This is a genomic window from Streptomyces sp. NPDC058457 (assembly GCF_042720695.1).
Taxonomy (GTDB): Bacteria; Actinomycetota; Actinomycetes; order Streptomycetales; family Streptomycetaceae; genus Streptomyces.
Genome location: NZ_JBHXLU010000117.1, coordinates 1 through 17,610, shown reverse-complemented (window position 1 = coordinate 17,610; position 17,610 = coordinate 1). Strand labels below are relative to the sequence as shown.

Below are 17,610 nucleotides of genomic sequence, written 5' to 3'. Positions count from 1 at the left end.
CACCGTGTGCACGCCTCCAACCCTCTCCAGCCTCGAGCCCATGCCCTGGGACGGACGTCACTGCCTGCGGCGTGGCACGTGCGCCTCGGCCCGAGAACGAACGCCCGTCAGGCGAACACGACCATGTCCGAGGGCAGTACCGACGCGCACCGCGGCGGCCGGTGACAAACGGTCACCACCCCTGACCGGTGGGCACGGAGCGAGTCGTCTCAGATCCCGCTACCGGCGCTCTGCGTCGCCCGGGGCCAGCAGACCGTCCACCACCAGTCGGGCCAGGGCCTCCGCCCTGGCGAGACGGTCCGCCTGCGTCAGGTACCCGATGCGGCCCAGGCGCCGGGAGAGCGGCTCCTGCACCAGTCCTGACACGGGAGCGATGATGGCGAAGACCACGAGGTCCATGGAGACCCGGGCCATGCGCCCGGAGGCCATCAGTCTCTCGACACTGGGCACGACGAGGGCCAGCGTCGGCTCGATGTATCGCTGGAAGAGGTAGTCCAGCCGCTCGGTGTCCCGTACGCCTTCGTCCGCCATCACCATGGCGAGGTACGGCTCACCGCTGCTGACGCGGTAGAACTCCCTGACGAACTGCCGCACCACGTCCTCGTCGTCGCTCCCGGGGACGGCCGGAACCATGCGGGTGAGCTGGCCCCCCAGTGCGGCGTCCACCACCGCGCGCCAGTAGGCCGCCTTGGAACCGTAGCGGTCGTTGATGAAGGTGGGGCCGACCCCGAGTCGGCGCGCGAGCTCCCGCGCCGACGCGCCGTCGTATCCCAGCTCCGCGAACGCCTGCAGGCCGCGCAGCAGCACCTCCGGCTCCGCGGGCACCGCGGCGGAATCCGCGCGGGGACGACCCGGGCGTCGCGTGGTCGTCGGCTTGCCTCCCAAGTGTCCTCCTCAGCGGGTTGCGCGGGCGCATGCTCATGCGTCGGACCAGCGTAGCCGCCGCCGACGGCGCGTCCGAGCAACGGTGGTCCCTGCCCGAGTACCGGTTGACACGGGGCCGGGCATCAAGTAATCCTACAGCTGTTGGATTTAAAGGAGACCGGCGGTCCGGCTCACCCGACAGCGGCCGCCGCCCCGTTGGGCGGGCGCCCGCCTGCACTACCGGCTTCCTTCCCGTCCACGATCACGGCCATCGGGAGTACGAAACAGTTTCGTACACCACTCAGGCCGCACAGAACATCTGCACAAGGAGCCATCATGCGCAAGACCACCGTCGGCACGGCCGCCGTCGCCGTCGCGCTCGTCGCCTCATTCACACTCACCTCGGGAGGAGCGTCGGCGACAACCGTCGCCGCCCCGGCCGCAGCGCACAGCACCGCCTCCGGGCAGGGGCTGACCCGGACCACCCTTCCCGTCCTCATCGACCCCGCCGCGGATCTCTCCGCCAACGCCGACCGGGTCAACCAGTCCTGGTACGTCACCGCGCATGTGACAGCCGGGGGCCACCGCTACGGATTCCTGGCCCACTACCTGAGCGCCGGCGACGCCAGGCAAGGAGGCGCCAGCTCCGTCGTGTCGATCATCGACGAGGGCACCGGCTGGTACACGAAGTCGGAGACCGCGCTCCCTCCCCAGGCAGGCCTCTCCGACAAGCGGGGCGTGGACATCCACACCGACAACATCACCTGGACCGGCGGCACCAAGGAGATGAAGCTGCGCGCGAAGGTACCCGAAGGGACCATCGACGTCACGTTCCGCCCCCACGGCAGCGTCCTCTACAACATGGGCACCGGGTACTTCCCCATGTTCGGCGACGCGAAGTACCCGAACTACGAGTACGCCCTGCCCACTGTGGACACCTCCGGAACCCTGACGCTCAACGGCCGCACCGAGAAGGTCCGCGGCGAGTCCTGGGTGGACCGCCAGTGGGGACCGCTTCCCGATGTCGCCTCGGGCGACGCCTCATGGGCCTGGATGAACCTCAACCTGTCCAACGGCGACCGGGTCAGCGTCTGGAACACGAAGTACGACAAGCAGAACAACTTTGCGACCGTCCTCAAGCCCGACGGTACGCAGACCGTCGCCGAGGCCACCCTGACGCCTGACAACTCCACCCTGTGGACCAGCCCGACCACCGGCAGGTCCTACCCCACCCACTGGAAGGTCACCATCCCCGGCGAGCACGCCGAACTGAACGTCAAGGTCTACGCCGAGAACCAGGAACTGGTGACCACCGGGGCCCGCTACGAAGGCAGCGCCTCTGTCACCGGTACCTACGACCACCGCCCGGTCACCGGCACCACCTATATCGAGGTCACGGGCGGCCACGCCGCGGCCACCGCCAAGTAGCAGCTGTCCACTGCCGACGCGCGACGCCCAACGCCGGTACGTGACGCCCTCCGACTGACCGCACGAGCCCCGTCGTCGTTCCCGGCGCCCGCCGCGGGGCCGGCCTGCGGGCAGAGCCTCACCGGTTCGCGTCCCGCAGCGTCCGCAGGATGCGCTCCAGGTGCCCCCTGTCCTCGGGCGGAAGTATCCCGGTGACGTGGGCGCGCAGATGGGTCACATGGGCGGCGAGGGCGCGATCGAGGGCCTCGCCGCCCTTCGATGTCAGGACGGCCAGGGCCGCGCGCCGGTCGTCGGGGTCGGGTTCCCGCCGGATCAGGCCCTCCTTCTCGATGCGGTCGGCAAGCCGGCTGAACCCGCCCGAGCTGAAGGCGACCGCGTCCGCCAGGTCCGTCATCCGCATCCGGCGCCCGGGCGTGCGGCCGAGGCGCAGCAGCACCTCGAACCAGGTGTCGGGCACCCCCAGATCACGGTGCACCAGGGGTTTGAGACGGCTGAACGCCTCCACGAACAGGCCGTAGAGGGTCACGTCGTCGTCATGCAGCTGTTGCCTTCTCACCCCGCCAGGATCCCAGAGGACCCACAGCAGAAAAAGCTGCCTTTGCAGTATCTGCGTCAGCAGATATATTGTCTGCCGCAGCAGATACTTTTGCTCGCCCCATGAATCTGGAGCCCGTCATGCGCAAGCGCGTCCTCTCCGTCACCGGTGCCGCCGCGGCCACGGCCGGTGTCCTCGCCGCCGGTCTGACCCTGGGGTCCGGCTCCGCCGACGCCGCCCCCGCCGGCTCACGCCAGCACACGCACCGCACGCTCACCATCGAGGCCGTCGAGAAGGGCACCGCGATCAACTTCGTCGACGTCGCCCCCGCCGACAACGCCCTCGGTGACCAGCTCATCGGGACCGGCGCCCTCACCACCCTGGCCGGCCGCGCCCTGGGTACCAGCAGCTTCGTCGCCATCTCCACCGACGCCAAGCCCCGCACCGCCGAACTGCTGACCTTCGTCTACGACCTGGGCAACGGCAACAAGATCACCACTACCGGCACCGCGAAGCTCTCCGCCAAGGGCCCCCTCTTCGACGAGCAGTTCGCCGTCACGGGCGGCACCGGCACGTACCGGAACGCCTCAGGCCAGGTCCGCGTCGTGCAGGAGAGCGAAGAGCTGGCGAAGGTCACGTTCAAGATCAGCCTCTGACACCAGACACTCCTCACCCGGCCTCCTGACGGACCGTGAACCTGCCCGGATTCTCCGACGCGTGCCGATGGGGAGCAGTCCGCGCACCGCGCCGAGTCGGCGCCCGGTCCTCGGGACAGGCTCACCGGGCCCGTCGACCACAACTCACCACGGCTCAGGACAGGCCGCAGAACGAACGGAGCAACCCGTGAAGATCCTCCTCATCGGCGCCACCGGGATGATCGGCTCCCGTGTCGCCGCCGAGGCGTCCGCCCGGGGCCACGAGGTCACCGCCGCCACCCGCTCGGGCCGTACCGGCATCACGCTGGACGTCACGGATCCCGGCCAGGTCGCCGAAGCCGCCGCCGGGCACGACGCCGTGGTCTCCGCCGTCTCCCCGCCCCGCGACGGCTCCGACCCGGCCGCGCCGCTGCTGGCCGCCTACCGCTCCCTGCTCGACGGGCTGCGCACGGCAGGCGTACGCCGACTCCTCGTCGTCGGCGGGGCGGGCAGCCTGCGCACTGCCTCCGGCCAGGACCGCGTCGACACCCCCGGCTTCCCCGCGATCTACAAGGCCGAGTCGCTGGCCCAGCGCGAGGTGCTGCGCCTGCTGCGCGTCGAGGCGGACGACCTCGACTGGACCTACGTCTCCCCGGCCGACGAGATCGCCCCCGGTGAGCGCACCGGAACGTTCCAGCTCGGCTGGGACGACCTGCTCACCGCCGAGGACGGCAGCAGTTTCATCAGCGCCGAGGACTACGCCGTCGCGCTGGTGGACGAACTGGAGAAGGGCGTGGCGATCCGGCGGCGCATGACCCTGGCGTACTGAGCCGGGGCGGTCCGAGAGGCCCGGCCGGTTTCGGAGAGCGCGTGATGTGCCAGGGTGCCAGGTGCGCGTATGGCGGGCCACCGACCGGGAACGGATGAACACGGGCGGTCTTTCGCCACCGGGTCCGCAGTGATGTGCGGACCGGGTTCAGTGCGGAACCCCGGGGCGTTCGGAGCCGGCCAGCCACGCGGCCCCCTCCGCGTAGAGGCGGTCGACCGGCCCACCGACCAGGCCCGGCAGACCGGGCTTGACCGTGAATCCGGCCTTGGTCTGCACGTAACCGAGGTGGCGGTAGCCGACCGGGAAGCGGGCGAGGAGGGCCGTGTCGAGCGTGAGGGAGGCGGCGGGGTCGACGACGTCGAGGCGGTCCTTCTCGTAGATGGGCTGCCTGCGGACGATCGTCCAATCCCCCTCGCCGTCCCGGGAAAGGAAGTCGTAGAAGCGGCCGGTGCACACGACGTCGACCAGCACGCCGTCGACCTCGGCGCGCTGACCGATCGTCATCTTCGTCTGCGCGACGGCGCGTTCCCCTGCCACGTCCGAGGTATGGCCACCAAGAAAGTGCAGGATGCTGACACCGTTCTCGAAGCCGCGCCTGCTGGCGGCGGTGAAGTCCGCGGCGGAGCCCTGGAACCACGTGGCGCTCATCCAGCCGTCGGGATGCCAGACGGTGGCGAACCGTTCCCAGTCTCCGGCGTCCCGCCACAGCGCCCAGTCCTCGACCAGTTGCCTGATCCTGCTCTGATCCGCGTCCATCGATGTCTCCGTCTCCGCCGGCCGGCGGCGCCTGGTGAACGTATCCCTTGAGGGTGAGGTCAGGCGCTCGGCCGACCGTCGGCTTCCTCACGGGACCGGCCCCGAACGGAGCCGGTCCCACAGCCGCGGGCCTTCGAGCGCCCAGGCCGTCATCGTGCGGGTGACGAGACACCGCGCTGTACGGCGCTGTGTCCAGCGGGCCGGCTCCTGATCGTTCAGGACTCGCGGGTGTCGATCTACGACCTGGTTCCCCGACGCACGGTGCCGGTTCGACGGTCAGATCGGGTAGTGCCGCTCCCCCGACTGGATCGTGACCCAGCGGAGTTCGGTGAACTCCTCCAGTGCCGCCCTGGAGCCGAACCGTCCGAAGCCGCTGGCACCGACTCCTCCGAACGGCATCTGCGGCTCGTCGTGGACCGTGGCGCCGTTGATGTGGCAGATCCCCGACCGGATCCGGCGCGCCACGTCCAGCGCGGTTCCGCCGTCCCGGCCGAACACCGCGGCGGACAGCCCGTACTCGGTGTCGTTCGCCTTGTCCACGGCGTCGTCGATGCCGTCGGCCTCGATGACCGAGACGACGGGTCCGAACGACTCCTCGGTGTAGATCCGCATCTGCGGTGTCACCCCGCGCAGCACGGTCGGCCGGACGTAGAGCCCGTCCGCGTCACCGCCGGCCAGCAGCTCGGCGCCGTGGGCACGGGCGTCCTCGATCAGGGCGAGCACGTGGTCGCGGGCCTGGGTGTGGACGAGGGGACCGATCTGAGAGGCGGGGTCGTCGGGCGGTCCGACGACCAGCTTCGCGGCGCGATCGGCCAGGCTCTGACTGAGCTCGTCGGCCACCGAACGGTCGACGATCACGCGCTCGGTCGACATGCAGATCTCGCCCTGGTTCATGAACGCGCCGAAACTGGCCGCGGCCGCGGCGGCCGCCACGTCCGCGTCGGGCAGCACCACCAGCGGGGCCTTGCCGCCCAGCTCCAGTACGACGCGCTTGAGGTGCCGTCCCGCCAGCTCGCCGATGATCCGGCCGACCCGTGTCGACCCGGTGAAGTTCACGCGGGCCGTGGCGGGATGGGCGACCAGTGCCTCGGCGATCCCGGCGGCGTCCTCGGGCGCGTTGGTGATCAGGTTGACGGCACCGGCCGGCACCCCCGCCTCGTGCAGTACGTCGATGATCGCGGCCTGGGTGAGCGGCGTCTGCTCGGACGCCTTGAGCACGACGGTGTTGCCGTACACCAGTGGCATCGCGACCGCTCGCACGCCCAGGATCAGCGGAGCGTTCCACGGGGCGATGCCCACGACGACCCCGGCAGGCTGCCGGATCCCCAGGGCTGTCAGCCCCGGCACATCGGACGGGATCACCTCGCCGACCGTGGAGTACGCCTGCGCGGCGGCCTCGACGAGCATGCCCTTGGCGACATGGACGTTGAACATGCACCACGGCCGGGTCGCCCCCATCTCCGCGCCCATGACCGCGGTGATGTCGTCGGCTCGTGCCTCCAGCAGCGCCGCCGCACGCTCCAGCACCTCCCGGCGCCGGGCCGGCGGCAGTCCCGACCACACCGGGAGCGCCTGGGCCGCGGCGTCGACCGCGCGGCCGGCGTCGGCGGCGGTCGCGGCCGCGACCCGGGCGATCGGCCTGCCCGTCAGCGCCTGGGTCGTCTCGATGTACCGCCCGGTCTCGGCCGGGATCCGGCGCCCGCCGATGAGCAGGTCGCAGGTCGGGGCCGCGGCAGGTGTTTCTTTCCCTGACATTGGTGTCTCCTTTGACAACACGGGCTGCCCGGCATGGCGGCCAGTGCCCGCGGATAGGTGAATCGACGCGGACGAGCCGCGACGGGACGGCTCATTCGCCGAACACGGAAATCAACGGACCGGATGACGGTCCGGGCCGTTCAGCCGGCCCCCTCCGGGGCCGCCACGATCTCGTTGCGCAGCACACCGACTCCGGACACCTCGATCTCCGCCACATCGCCGGGAGCCAGGAAACGCGGCGGCTTCGCGGCCAGCCCGACACCGCCCGGTGTTCCGGTGGCGATGACGTCGCCGGGAGCGAGGCTGGTGAACCCGGTGACGTAACGCAGAATGTCCGTGAAGCCGAAGACGAGGTCACCGAGTGTGGCGTCCTGCCGCAGCTCGCCGTTGACCCGCGTGGTGAGCCTTACCGACCCGAGATCGTCGAACTCGTCCAGGGTGACCAGCCAGGGGCCGAACGAACCGACACCGCGGAAGTTCTTGCCCGGCAGCCACTGGCTGTTGTGCAACTGCCAGTCCCGCAGGCTCAGGTCGTTGTAGCAGGAGAGTCCGGCGATCGCCGCCCGTGCGTCGGCGTCCGTCTCGATCGCCGACACATGACGTCCGATGACGATCGCGACCTCACCCTCGTAGTCCAGCTGCTTCGAGTTCGGCGGATGCACGACCGGCCGGCCGTGGCCGACCTGGGTGTCGGCGAACCGGCTGAAGATCGTCGGGTGCTCCGGCTTCTCGACATGGCCCGTCTCCTCCCGGTGGTCGACGTAGTTGACCCCCACGCAGAGGATCTTCGCGGGGTCGGGGACCGGCGGCAGGTACGCGATCTCGGCCAGCGCGTACGTGACCTTGCGGCGCGCGGTCAGGTGCTCCAGCGGACCCAGCAGGTCGCGCTCCAGCACCTCGCGGATCGTCGTCGCGTCCCCGGCGAGTGCCTCGGCGCCGTCGATGACCCCGTCGCCCGACAGGACACCGAACGACTCCACTTCACCGACGCGATACGAGAGCAGCTTCATAGGTACCTCTTTCGGAATCAGCCATCACACCCCGGAGGGAGCGGGCTTACGCAAATGTCTGCTTCTCGGTCTCCAGGCCCACGTATCGGCCGCGGTGGAATATCAGCGGCAGCTCCCCCGGAACCGAGTCGAAGTCGGCCGCCTCTCCGATGGCCATGAAGTGGTCGCCGGGCTCGTACACGGTCGTGATCCGGCAGTCGATCCATGCCGCCGCCCCTTCCAGAACCGGCGAACCGGTCTCCGGCGCGGGCCGCCACGACAGGCCGGCGAACTTGTCCGCCCCACGCTGGGCGAAGGCATTGGAGATGTGGTCCTGGCCCGCGGTGAGTATGTTCACGCAGAAGGCGCCTGACCGGCGTATCCGGGCGAAGCTCGTCGACGGCACCCCGGCGAGGAATCCCACCAGCGGCGGCTCCACCGACACCCTGAGCAGGCTGCCGACGGTGAGCCCGACCGGCTCGCCGTCGTCGACGGCGGTTATCACGGCGATGCCGCTCGGAACCACCGAGAAGACCTCACGGAAAGCTCCGGCGTCCTTTCGGACACCGCCGTGCGTGAGTTCGGAATTGTCAGCCACGGAATTCTCCTGTCCCGTGATCACGGCCTTCTCCGCGATCACGATGGTCATAGCGTTGATGTGGGGGCGCCGGGCACGTTCGACGTGACCGAGGCGCCGGCGACCGGAGGTCGGCCCCGCGGCCGCCGAACGGCCGACCCGGGGGTGCAGATGTGTTCTCGCGGCCGCACGCACGTCCCGACCCCATGGCCGGGATCGCGCGGTGCCGCCGCAACGGCGGCGGGCCCCTGCGGGACGACTCGGGAACACGGCCTGACACCTCACGCGTCCCACCGGACCAGCAACGCGGCCACCGGGCAGACACCGGCACCGGCAGCCGCGGCCTCCTCGCTGTCCTTTGGCACCCGTCGGCCCTCGTACGCGAAGGCCACGTAGCCTTCGTCGTCAAGGCCGTAGACCGTCGGTGCCCGCTCCCCGCAGAGGCCGTGTCCTTCGCAGCGCCCACGGTCCACCTCGACATACATCAGGCCGCGTTCCTTGCGACGAGCCGAACAGGGATCTCGGCGTAGGTGTTCACCATCGAGTTCTCGGCGATCACCGGATCACCGGTGAGCTCGAAGCGCTCGACGGACTCGAGGAGCGCGTGGATGAGGGCGTGCAACTCGACACGGGCGACGCCCTGGCCGGCGCAGCCGTGCGTGCCGTAGCCGAATCCGAGGTGGTCGATCGGATTACGGCGGAAATCGAACTCGTCCGCGTGTTCCCACTTCCGCTCGTCACGGTTCGCGGAGGCGGTGAGCGGCCATACCCGAGCCCCTCGGGGGATCGTCACCCCACCGAGTTCCGTGTCGTGCGCGGCGACGCGGGTGAAGCCCCGAAAGGGACTCTCGAACCGGACGAGTTCGTTGATCGTGGAACCCACCAGACGGGGCTCGGCGCGAAGCGCGGCCCATTGGTCCGGGCGCTCGGCGAAGACGACCAGGAGATGACCTATCGCCGCGGCCGTGGTCTCCAGCGAAGGGCCGAGGTAGTCGATGAACAGCAGCGGGCACTTCTCCCTGGGAATCACCCCCCGGTCGGCCGCCTTGAGCATGTCGTCGCAGATGGAGCCCGGCGCGACCTCCCGGTTCGCGGCGAGTTCATGGTTGAACTGGAAACTGAGCGCCGCCATCTCCAGGTTGTGAGGAGTGCGCTCCGTGACCGGGCCCAGCATGTCGGTGCCCACCTTCGCCCACTCGTAGAGCTGGTCCCGATTGCGGTCGGGCAGGCCGAGGAAGTCGGGGATGACCGACATGGGCATCGCCTCGGCGAGCTCCGCGACACCCTCGATCTCTGCCCGGGAGACGACTTCGGCGACAAGGCTCCGCGCCTTCTGCGCGATCTCCTCGGTGCGTGCCCGCACGACGCGGGGCGTCAGCCCGGGCCCGACGACGGACCGCAGCAGGTCGTGCTCCGGCGGGTCGCTCGCGATGGTGGTACCCCGGATCAACTGGTTCAGCTCGGAGTTGAACCCCACGCCTTCACCCGAGATGTACGACACGTGATCTGCCAACGCGGCTTTCACCTCGGCGTAGCGCGTGATCGCGTACGCGTCCAGCCCAGGCAGCCGGACCACGGCGCCCACTTCCCGCAACTGCCGGTACTGCTCGTAGCGAGCGCGCTGATCCGAGGTGGCGAACATGTCGATGTCTGTTGTGGGTACGACGGCCACTGTTCCTCCTTGAACTGAGCGGCGGCGGGCGGCTGAGCGCGGGTCATTTCACGAACGTTTCCTGGCTACTTTTCCGACCAGGTTCATGAGTCTCTGGGAGCCGCTCGCGGCGAGCACGGTTCTCTCGACGGGCGCCTTGATCAGGCGGTCGACGGGCGGACGCTCACCCGGCCGGCGGCTTTCGCGCCCCATGCGGGGATTCAGGCCGCACCGGATGGGCATGCCCATGGCCAAGCGGCGCATGCACTCGTTGTTGTGGTCGCACTCGACGATCTCCTGGGCGTGGCCGTCGCGGATCTTGTTCGCGTACCAGGGGTCGGCGAGCAGCGGACGAGCGAGCATCACGGCGTCGCCGTGGCCTGCGGAGATGACCTCCGCCGCACGCCGGTGACTGTGGAGACCACCGAGAATGAGCGGGCACGAGAGAGCCTGCTGAAAGATCTGCGCCTCTCCGTGCGCGACGGTCGGCGCGTCGATGGTGGATGCGTCCATCGACTCGTAGTTGCCGTCGGTCAGCGCCACGTAGTCCAGGCCCGCACGTTCGACGCGCCGCGCGATGTCCGCGAACCCCTCGGGCCCTTGGCCACCGTCGACATGCTCGTTGGCGCTGATGCGCAGCCCGATCGGGAACGAGTCGCCGGCCTGCTCGCGAATGAGACGCACGATGTTCACCAGAACCCGCGCCCGGTTCTCGGCACTCCCGCCGTATTCATCGGTCCGCCAGTTCGACCTGGGCGAGAGAAACGACGCAAGGAAGTAGCTCATCATCGCGGCGACCTCGACCCCGTCGAAACCGGCCCGTTGAGCACGCACAGCGGCCGTGGCCATTTCCTGCTCGATCTGACGAATTTCGTCGACCGTCGCCTCACGCGGCATCGCGGTGACAACCTCGAACGGGGCGAGGACGCCAGGGGGCAGCCTGTCGGGCTTGATGACGACGTTCTTGGGACTCGCGGCGATGAGCGGCGCAGCGGGCTTGCCCATGGTCCCGAAGCTGGCGGTCAGTTCCGCGAAGATCGGGGTCCCGTACCTGTGGACCGCGTCCGTGATCCGCTTGAGTGCAGGCACGAAACGATCCTCGTCGAACCGCAGGACCCCCTTGAACCGTGATTCGTCGTAGGCGCGGCGGGTCGCCACCGTGCCGCCCAGGATGATCAGACCGACGCCGCCCTTCGCCCGCTCACTCAGAAACGCGATCGTCTGCTCGCTAGGCCGGCCGTCCGGGTGCGCCGACAGCGCCGCCATCGGAGCCATCACGATCCGGTTGGCGAGCGTCACCGTGTTGATGGCGAGCGGGGTGAAGAGAATGTCGCGCGGCTCGGCGTTCTCAGGCATGAGAACCCTCCTGTTGTCCATCGATTCACATGAATCGCTTCCGGACCAGGACTCGGCGGAAGGACCTTGCAGCCGGCCCGGAATCGTCGCTCACCTGGTGGGACGCGGCGGTCACGACTGCTTCTTGGCGAACTTTCCGAGGAGGTTCACGAATCGCTCGGAGCCCGCCGCGGTCAGCACGGCCTTCTCGATGGGGGACTTGATCAGGCGGTCGACGGGCGGGAGGCTCCCGGGCTGCCGGCTTTCGCGGCCCGTCCGGGGGTTGACGGTGCAGCGGACGGGGAAGTCCAGGGCCAGCCGGAGCATGCAGTGGTTGTGGTGGTCGCACCGGATGATGTCCTGGGACCGGCCGTTGCGGGCCTTGTTCGCGTATTCGGGGTCGGCGAGCAGCTGGCGGGCGAGCATCACGGCGTCGCCGTGGCCCTCGGAGATGGCTTGCGCCGCGTTCTCGGGGCCGTGGATGCTGCCGATGATCACCGGGCACGACAGCGCTGCGCGGAAGACCTTCGCCTCGCCGTGCGCGACCGTGGGCGTGTCCGTGTCGGAGATGTTGAAGTGCATCGACTCGTAGTTGCCGTCGGTCAGCGCCACATAGTCCAGGCCCTCGCGTTCGACGTGCCGCGCGATGTCCGCGAACCCCTCGGGGCCCTGACCGCCGTCCACATGCTCGTTGGCAGTGATCCGCAGCCCGATCGGGAACGAGTCCCCGACCTTCTCCCGGATGAGACGCACGATGTCCACCAGGACCCGGGCCCGGTTCTCGGCACTCCCCCCGTATTCGTCGGTCCGCCAGTTCGACCTGGGCGAGAGAAACGACGAGAGGAAGTAGTTCATCATCGCGGGGACCTCGACCCCGTCGAAGCCGGACCGTTGCGCGCGGACGGCGGTTTCGGCCATTTCCCGCGTGATCTGGCGAATCTCCTCGACCGTCGCCTCTCGCGGCGTCCCGGTCACGCGATCGGCCGGGGAGAACATTCCCTTGGGCAGGCGCTCCCGGCCGATGACGATGTTCTTGGGACTCGCGGCGATGAGCGGCCAGGCGGGCGAGGGCTTGGCCATGGCACCCATGCCGGGCATCAGCTCGGCGAAGATCGGCGTGCCGTGCGCGTGGACCGCCTCCGTGATCCGCTTGAGGTCGGGCACGAAACGATCGTCGTCCATCCGGAGGCCCGTCCTGACCGGCCTCTCTTCCCAACTGCGGCGGGTGGCCGCCGACCCGCCCAGAATGATCAGGCCGACACCGCCCTTCGCCCGCTCGCTCAGAAACGCGATCGTCTGCTCGCTCGGCCGGCCGTCCAGTCGTGGTGACAGCGCCGCCATCGGAGCCATGACGATCCGGTTGGCGAGCGTCACCGTGTTGATGGTGAGCGGGGTGAACAGAATGTCGGTCTGCTCGGCGTTCTCAGACACAAAACCCTCCTGGCATTGAGGCGATTCCCTACGAAACGAATCAGTCACCGAATCGCTGGCTCAATGAAAAGATCGTCCAGCTGTTTCAGAAATCCCACCGGGCGTGGGGGCGGAACCTGGTGACCGGTCAACCGGCCGGTACACGGAACGGCGCACACCGGCCCGTAATAGAGGCCGGGTCCGGGCGGCGGGCACACGCCCACAGAGACCGATCGACTTCATCGCCACTCCTCGCGCGGGCCACCGAAGGATCTTGGGCCGCTGCCTGAAACACCATTGACAAGTTTTCGTACCCTGACGTTATCTTTGATGTGTCAGCTTGACAAGGCTGATGTGCCACAAGCCCCAAGTGGGGCAGCAGCGTAGGGAAGCTCCTCGGCAGCCGCCCGGACGAGTCCGCCCGCTACGCCACGCCCCGCCTGACGCGACCAGTGCTTCCGAGCTCAAAGGAGAGAGCGATGACTGTCACGTCTTCTGGTCCGGACACCGGTACGGGTTACGGTCGTCCCGCCTCGTCCCACGACGCCCGTCTGACCGAGGTGGGTCCGGGGACGCCGATGGGCGAGGCGCTGCGCCGCTACTGGCATCCGATCGCCTCGTCGAACGCGCTGACCAGCGACGTGCCGCACCGCACGCGGATCCTGGGCGAGAACCTGGTCGTCTTCCGCGACGGCAACGGCCGCCCGGGCGTCGTCTTCGAACGCTGCGCCCACCGCGGCAGCAGCCTCTACTACGGCCGCGTCGAGGACGACGGCATCCGCTGCTGCTACCACGGCTGGAAGTTCGACGTCCAAGGGAACTGCCTCGAACAGGCCTGCGAACCCGCCCTCGGCCGCCGCCGCGACGTCGCCCGCCAGCCCTGGTACCCCGTCGAAGAACGCTACGGCCTCGTCTTCGTCTACATGGGCCCGCCCGAACACAAGCCCCCACTCCCCCGCTACGACTTCCTGGAGGACCTCGGGGAGGGCGAGTCACTCTTCGCCGAGCTGCCCGTCCCGGGAGCCAACGTGACGGGAATGGTCCAGGACTTCAACTGGCTGCAGGCATTCGAGAACGCGATGGACCCGGTGCACGCCATGTGGCTGCACTACACCCACAGCGGCCAGCAGTTCGACGGGGTCGGTACGACCGGAGCGCCCCACTCGTTCTACGACCCGTACGCCGTGTCGGACAAGATCGAGTACTACAAGACCGAGCACGGCGTGGGGTACCGCCAGCGGTACGAGCAGGAGCTGCCGGACGGTACGACTGTCGGACGGTACTGGAGCCCCGAGGTGCACGCGCCCAACATCATCATGCTGCCGGACTTCGTGATCTCCAACCCGGACCAGCGCCATGACTGCATGATCTTCGTGGTACCGGTCGACGACACCTCCCACCGGGCGTTCATCACCGTGCGGGCGTCAGGCGTCGACCGGATCCTGCGGATCATCGCCAGCATCAAGCAGAACGGCAAGCAGTTCTGGGAGCTGACCGAGGAGGAGAAGCAGCGCTTCCCCGGCGACTTCGAGGCGCAGGGCTCCCAGGGCCTCATCACCCAGCACACCGAGGAGACCCTGGCCTCCTCGGACAAGGGCGTGGTGATGCTGCGCCGGCAGCTGCGGCAGATCGTCGACGACGTCGAGGCCGGCCGTACCCCGCTGAACGTCGAGAACGGTGAGGCCAAGCCGCGCACGTCGACAGCGGGAACCTTCACCATCGGCGCGGCCACACCCGCCGACGGCTCCTGAGTCCGCGTCGGAGCCCGCGCACGGGGCCGGTCGCCGAGCGTCCCACACGGCCGACACCTCCCCTCGACAGCGGCAGCCTCCGGTGTCGCCCCCCGTCCGACGGCAGGACATCCGCGGTGAGTGCGTGGTCCGGGTGCCCCCGCAGCGAACCGGACCACCGTCACCGACGACGAGCGAGCTGACGGAGTTCAAGGCCTGCTCCTCGCGCGCCCAGCCCCCACACCGAACCCGACCCGACACCGAACCCGACCCGTGAGCCCACGAAAGAGGAATCGTCTGTGACCGCCCCACACCTGACGACCGTCGAAGACGCCGAAGCGGCCTGGCTCAAGGCGCTGCTCGCACCGACCACAGAGCCCCTGCGGGAACTGCTGCATCCGCAGTTCGTAGCCGTCCACTCCCCCGTCGGACTCATCCACGACAAGGAGCAGTTCCTCACCGACACGGCCAGGCGTCCCACTGCCGAGGACGTCCGGATCCTCACCGCCGTCATCCACCGGTTCCCCGACATGGCGACGGTGAGCTGCCTGCAGGAGATGCGGATCCCGTTCGTGCCCGGCACGCCCGCGTTCGTCTTCCAGCAGGCCGTCACCCGCGTCTGGATCCGCGCCGGCGACGGCTGGCAGCTCGCGCAGCTGCAGCTCGCCCGGCGCCTGCCACCCGCGTGATCCGCACCGGCCGGTCATCGTCCGGGCACGGTCACAGTACTCACTTCACATCCCACATCCAGTAGGAGAAACACGTGTCCGCCAGTTCATCGCCGGTACTCCCGCCACCCGCCCACACCCACGGCCCCCTCGGCGGTGCGGCATGAGAGCCCCGCTGACCTACCAGGCCGCCCGCGCGGCCGCCGACGCCGCACTCACCGCCGGCCGGGCCGAAGGACTCCACCTCGCCGTCGCCGTCGTCGACCGCGGCGGCATCACCCGCGTCCTGCTCGCCGACGACGGCGTTGGCCCCATCGGCATCGAGACCGCCCGCCGCAAGGCCTACACCTCCGCCGTGACCGGGTTCAGCACCGCGGCGTTCGCCCAGTTCGCCACCAGCCCCCAGATGGCCGCCGCACCGCCCCACCTCATCGACCCCCACCTCCTGCCCGCCCCCGGCGGACTGCCGATCGTCGTCGACGACTCGGAAGTCATCGGCGGCATCGGGGTCGGCGGCGCCGACGGCGAGAGCGACGACCGTATGGCCGCTCTCGCCTTGAAGACCATCACCGACCTGCTCGCCTGACCGGCCGGACTCCCAAGGAAGTACTGACTATGACGACTGTGCGTGATGTGACGTACGAGCTGTTGCGGACGCACGGCCTGACGACGGTCTTCGGCAATCCGGGCTCGAACGAGCTGCCCTTCCTCGCGGGCATGCCGGACGACTTCCGGTACGTCCTGGGGCTGCACGAGGGCGCGGTGCTGGCCATGGCGGACGGCTACTCGCAGGCGAGTGGCAGGCCCGCCCTGGTCAACCTGCACGCCGCGGCCGGCACCGGCAACGCGATGGGCGTGCTGACGAACTCGGTGTACTCGCACACCCCGCTCGTCGTGCTGGCGGGCCAGCAGGTGCGCAGCACGGTCGGGCAGGAGGTGGTGCTGTCCATCGTGGAGCCGGAGGCGCTGCTGCGGCCGCTGGTCAAATGGAGCGCCGAGCCGGCCTGCGCCGAGGACGTGCCGCGGGTGATCAGCCAGGCGATCCACACGGCGACGCTGCCGGCCCAGGGCCCGGTGTTCGTGGCGGTGCCCTATGACGACTGGGCCCGGGAGGCGCCCGAGGAGACGGCGCACCTGCTGCGCCGGCGGACCGCCGCCGGGTCCTGCCTGAGCGGCAACCAGCTCACCGAACTGGTGACCGCGCTGGACGAGGCGGCCAGTCCCGTGCTCGTGCTGGGTCCCGAGGTCGACGCCTCGGGCGCGTACGACGACGCGGTACGGCTGGCCGAGGCCCTCGGCGCCACCGTGTGGCTCTCCCCGTTCTCCTCGCGCTGTTCCTTCCCGACCCGGCACCGCGCCTTCCGCGGCCTGCTCCCGTCATCGGTGAAGGGGGTGACGGACGCGCTGGCCGGACACGACCTGATCCTGGTCATCGGCGCCCCGGTGTTCCGTTACCACCAGTTCGAACCGGGGCCCTACCTCGCGCCCGGTGCCCGCCTCCTGCAGGTCACCGGCGATGCGGCCGAAGCGACCCGGGCTCCGATGGGGGAGGCCTTCGTCGGCGCGATCCACGACACCGTCACCAAGCTGGCGGACGCCGTCACCCCCGGCTTGCGTTCGTCGCTTCCTCCCCTGCCCGACTTCCCGGTACCGGCCGAGTCGAACGGCCGGGTACACCCGGAGCGGCTCTTCGCCGACCTGCGTGCGCTCGCGCCCGCCGACACCGTCTGGGTCTCCGAGACGACCTCCACCACGAGCGCCTTCTGGGCACAGGCGGACCTCCGGGAGCCCGGCAGTTACCTGTGGCCCGCGGCGGGCGGTCTCGGGTTCGGTCTGCCGGCCGCGGTCGGTGCCCAACTGGCCCGCCCCGAACGGCAGGTCGTCGCGCTCATCGGCGACGGTTCGGCGAACTACGGGATCACCGCGCTCTGGACGGCCGCCCAGTACGACATCCCCGTCATCACGGTCATCCTCAAGAACGGGACCTACGGGGCGCTGCGCTGGTTCGCCGAGATCCTCGATGCCGGCGAGGTTCCCGGCATGGACGTCCCCGACATCGACTTCACCCTGCTCGCGCGGGGCTACGGCATGAACGCCACGTCGGTGAGCACGCCCGAGGACTTCGCCGCGGCCTTCAAATCGGCCCTCGGCAGCGGCCGGCCCGCCCTGATCGAAGTCGAGACCGAACGCACCCGACCTTGATCACGGTGCGGGCCGCCCGGAGCGGTGGCCGACGAACTCCCCACCCCTGTCCATCGATGAGGAAACAGCGATGATCAAGCCTTGGCTCTTCGAGTTCTTCCAGTCGGTGCACGACCCGATCGGCCGTGACGACCCCGCCACCGTCCACGAACAGTTCCGCCGCTACCTCGACCTGTGGACCGACGACGAGACACTCGGCTTCGAAGGCATCTTCTTCAGCGAACACCACTTCGGCCCCGGCTACAG

General features: G+C 69.4%; 17 protein-coding genes. 7 read left to right on the top strand and 10 right to left on the bottom strand.

Annotation, left to right across the window (positions count from 1 at the left end):
• Window positions 1–219 precede the first annotated feature (219 nt).
• Window positions 220–825 carry a TetR/AcrR family transcriptional regulator gene (locus ACFWPS_RS48230; RefSeq protein ID WP_383719165.1) on the bottom strand — a complete coding sequence of 202 codons (606 nt, stop codon included), beginning with the start codon at window positions 823–825 and terminating at the stop codon, window positions 220–222.
• 375 nt (window positions 826–1,200) lie between these two features.
• Here ACFWPS_RS48230 and ACFWPS_RS48225 point away from each other — a divergent pair, with 375 nt between their 5' ends.
• On the top strand, window positions 1,201–2,292 hold the full coding sequence (locus ACFWPS_RS48225; protein ID WP_383719162.1) for a lipocalin family protein: 1,092 nt from the start codon (window positions 1,201–1,203) through the stop codon (window positions 2,290–2,292).
• 118 nt (window positions 2,293–2,410) lie between these two features.
• Here the strand turns inward: ACFWPS_RS48225 and ACFWPS_RS48220 are convergent, their stop codons facing one another.
• Window positions 2,411–2,848 carry a MarR family winged helix-turn-helix transcriptional regulator gene (locus tag ACFWPS_RS48220; RefSeq protein WP_383719159.1) on the bottom strand — a complete coding sequence of 146 codons (438 nt, stop codon included), beginning with the start codon at window positions 2,846–2,848 and terminating at the stop codon, window positions 2,411–2,413.
• 101 nt (window positions 2,849–2,949) lie between these two features.
• Here ACFWPS_RS48220 and ACFWPS_RS48215 point away from each other — a divergent pair, with 101 nt between their 5' ends.
• A complete protein-coding gene (locus ACFWPS_RS48215) occupies window positions 2,950–3,483 on the top strand; it encodes a hypothetical protein (protein WP_383719156.1) in 534 nt (177 codons plus the stop codon).
• Window positions 3,484–3,670: 187 nt separating this feature from the next.
• Window positions 3,671–4,291: an NAD(P)-dependent oxidoreductase gene (locus ACFWPS_RS48210; protein ID WP_383719153.1), complete on the top strand. Its 621-nt coding sequence runs from the start codon at window positions 3,671–3,673 to the stop codon at window positions 4,289–4,291.
• A gap of 147 nt (window positions 4,292–4,438) precedes the next feature.
• Here ACFWPS_RS48210 and ACFWPS_RS48205 read toward each other — a convergent pair whose 3' ends face one another.
• From ACFWPS_RS48205 to ACFWPS_RS48170, 8 genes are all read right to left on the bottom strand, one after another.
• Window positions 4,439–5,047 (bottom strand): nuclear transport factor 2 family protein, encoded by a 609-nt coding sequence (locus ACFWPS_RS48205; RefSeq protein WP_383719150.1) that lies wholly within the window; start codon window positions 5,045–5,047, stop codon window positions 4,439–4,441.
• Window positions 5,048–5,323: 276 nt separating this feature from the next.
• Window positions 5,324–6,802, bottom strand: coding sequence for an aldehyde dehydrogenase (locus ACFWPS_RS48200; protein WP_383719147.1), 1,479 nt, complete (start codon window positions 6,800–6,802; stop codon window positions 5,324–5,326).
• Between the two features lie 140 nt (window positions 6,803–6,942).
• Complete coding sequence (locus ACFWPS_RS48195) at window positions 6,943–7,812, bottom strand: fumarylacetoacetate hydrolase family protein (RefSeq protein WP_383719144.1); 870 nt, start codon at window positions 7,810–7,812, stop codon at window positions 6,943–6,945.
• 46 nt (window positions 7,813–7,858) lie between these two features.
• Window positions 7,859–8,389 (bottom strand): flavin reductase family protein, encoded by a 531-nt coding sequence (locus ACFWPS_RS48190; RefSeq protein WP_383719141.1) that lies wholly within the window; start codon window positions 8,387–8,389, stop codon window positions 7,859–7,861.
• A 260-nt stretch (window positions 8,390–8,649) separates the two neighbouring features.
• The gene (locus tag ACFWPS_RS48185; protein ID WP_383719138.1) at window positions 8,650–8,853 is read right to left on the bottom strand and encodes a ferredoxin; all 204 of its coding nucleotides are present in this window, start codon (window positions 8,851–8,853) and stop codon (window positions 8,650–8,652) included.
• Window positions 8,853–10,040: a cytochrome P450 gene (locus tag ACFWPS_RS48180; protein WP_383719136.1), complete on the bottom strand. Its 1,188-nt coding sequence runs from the start codon at window positions 10,038–10,040 to the stop codon at window positions 8,853–8,855. Before ACFWPS_RS48180 ends, ACFWPS_RS48185 begins: the two co-directional genes overlap by 1 nt.
• A gap of 48 nt (window positions 10,041–10,088) precedes the next feature.
• Window positions 10,089–11,375 (bottom strand): hypothetical protein, encoded by a 1,287-nt coding sequence (locus tag ACFWPS_RS48175; protein ID WP_383719133.1) that lies wholly within the window; start codon window positions 11,373–11,375, stop codon window positions 10,089–10,091.
• 111 nt (window positions 11,376–11,486) lie between these two features.
• Window positions 11,487–12,785, bottom strand: coding sequence for a hypothetical protein (locus ACFWPS_RS48170; protein ID WP_383719130.1), 1,299 nt, complete (start codon window positions 12,783–12,785; stop codon window positions 11,487–11,489).
• Window positions 12,786–13,243: 458 nt separating this feature from the next.
• Between ACFWPS_RS48170 and ACFWPS_RS48165 the strand changes: the two genes are divergently transcribed.
• From ACFWPS_RS48165 to mdlC, 4 genes are all read left to right on the top strand, one after another.
• Window positions 13,244–14,515, top strand: coding sequence for a Rieske 2Fe-2S domain-containing protein (locus ACFWPS_RS48165; RefSeq protein ID WP_383719127.1), 1,272 nt, complete (start codon window positions 13,244–13,246; stop codon window positions 14,513–14,515).
• A 278-nt stretch (window positions 14,516–14,793) separates the two neighbouring features.
• Window positions 14,794–15,183, top strand: coding sequence for a nuclear transport factor 2 family protein (locus ACFWPS_RS48160; RefSeq protein WP_383719124.1), 390 nt, complete (start codon window positions 14,794–14,796; stop codon window positions 15,181–15,183).
• A 142-nt stretch (window positions 15,184–15,325) separates the two neighbouring features.
• A complete protein-coding gene (locus ACFWPS_RS48155; protein WP_383719121.1) occupies window positions 15,326–15,748 on the top strand; it encodes a heme-binding protein in 423 nt (140 codons plus the stop codon).
• 29 nt (window positions 15,749–15,777) lie between these two features.
• Window positions 15,778–17,364, top strand: a complete 1,587-nt coding sequence (gene mdlC / locus ACFWPS_RS48150; protein WP_383719118.1) for a benzoylformate decarboxylase — start codon at window positions 15,778–15,780, stop codon at window positions 17,362–17,364.
• Window positions 17,365–17,610: the final 246 nt, after the last annotated feature.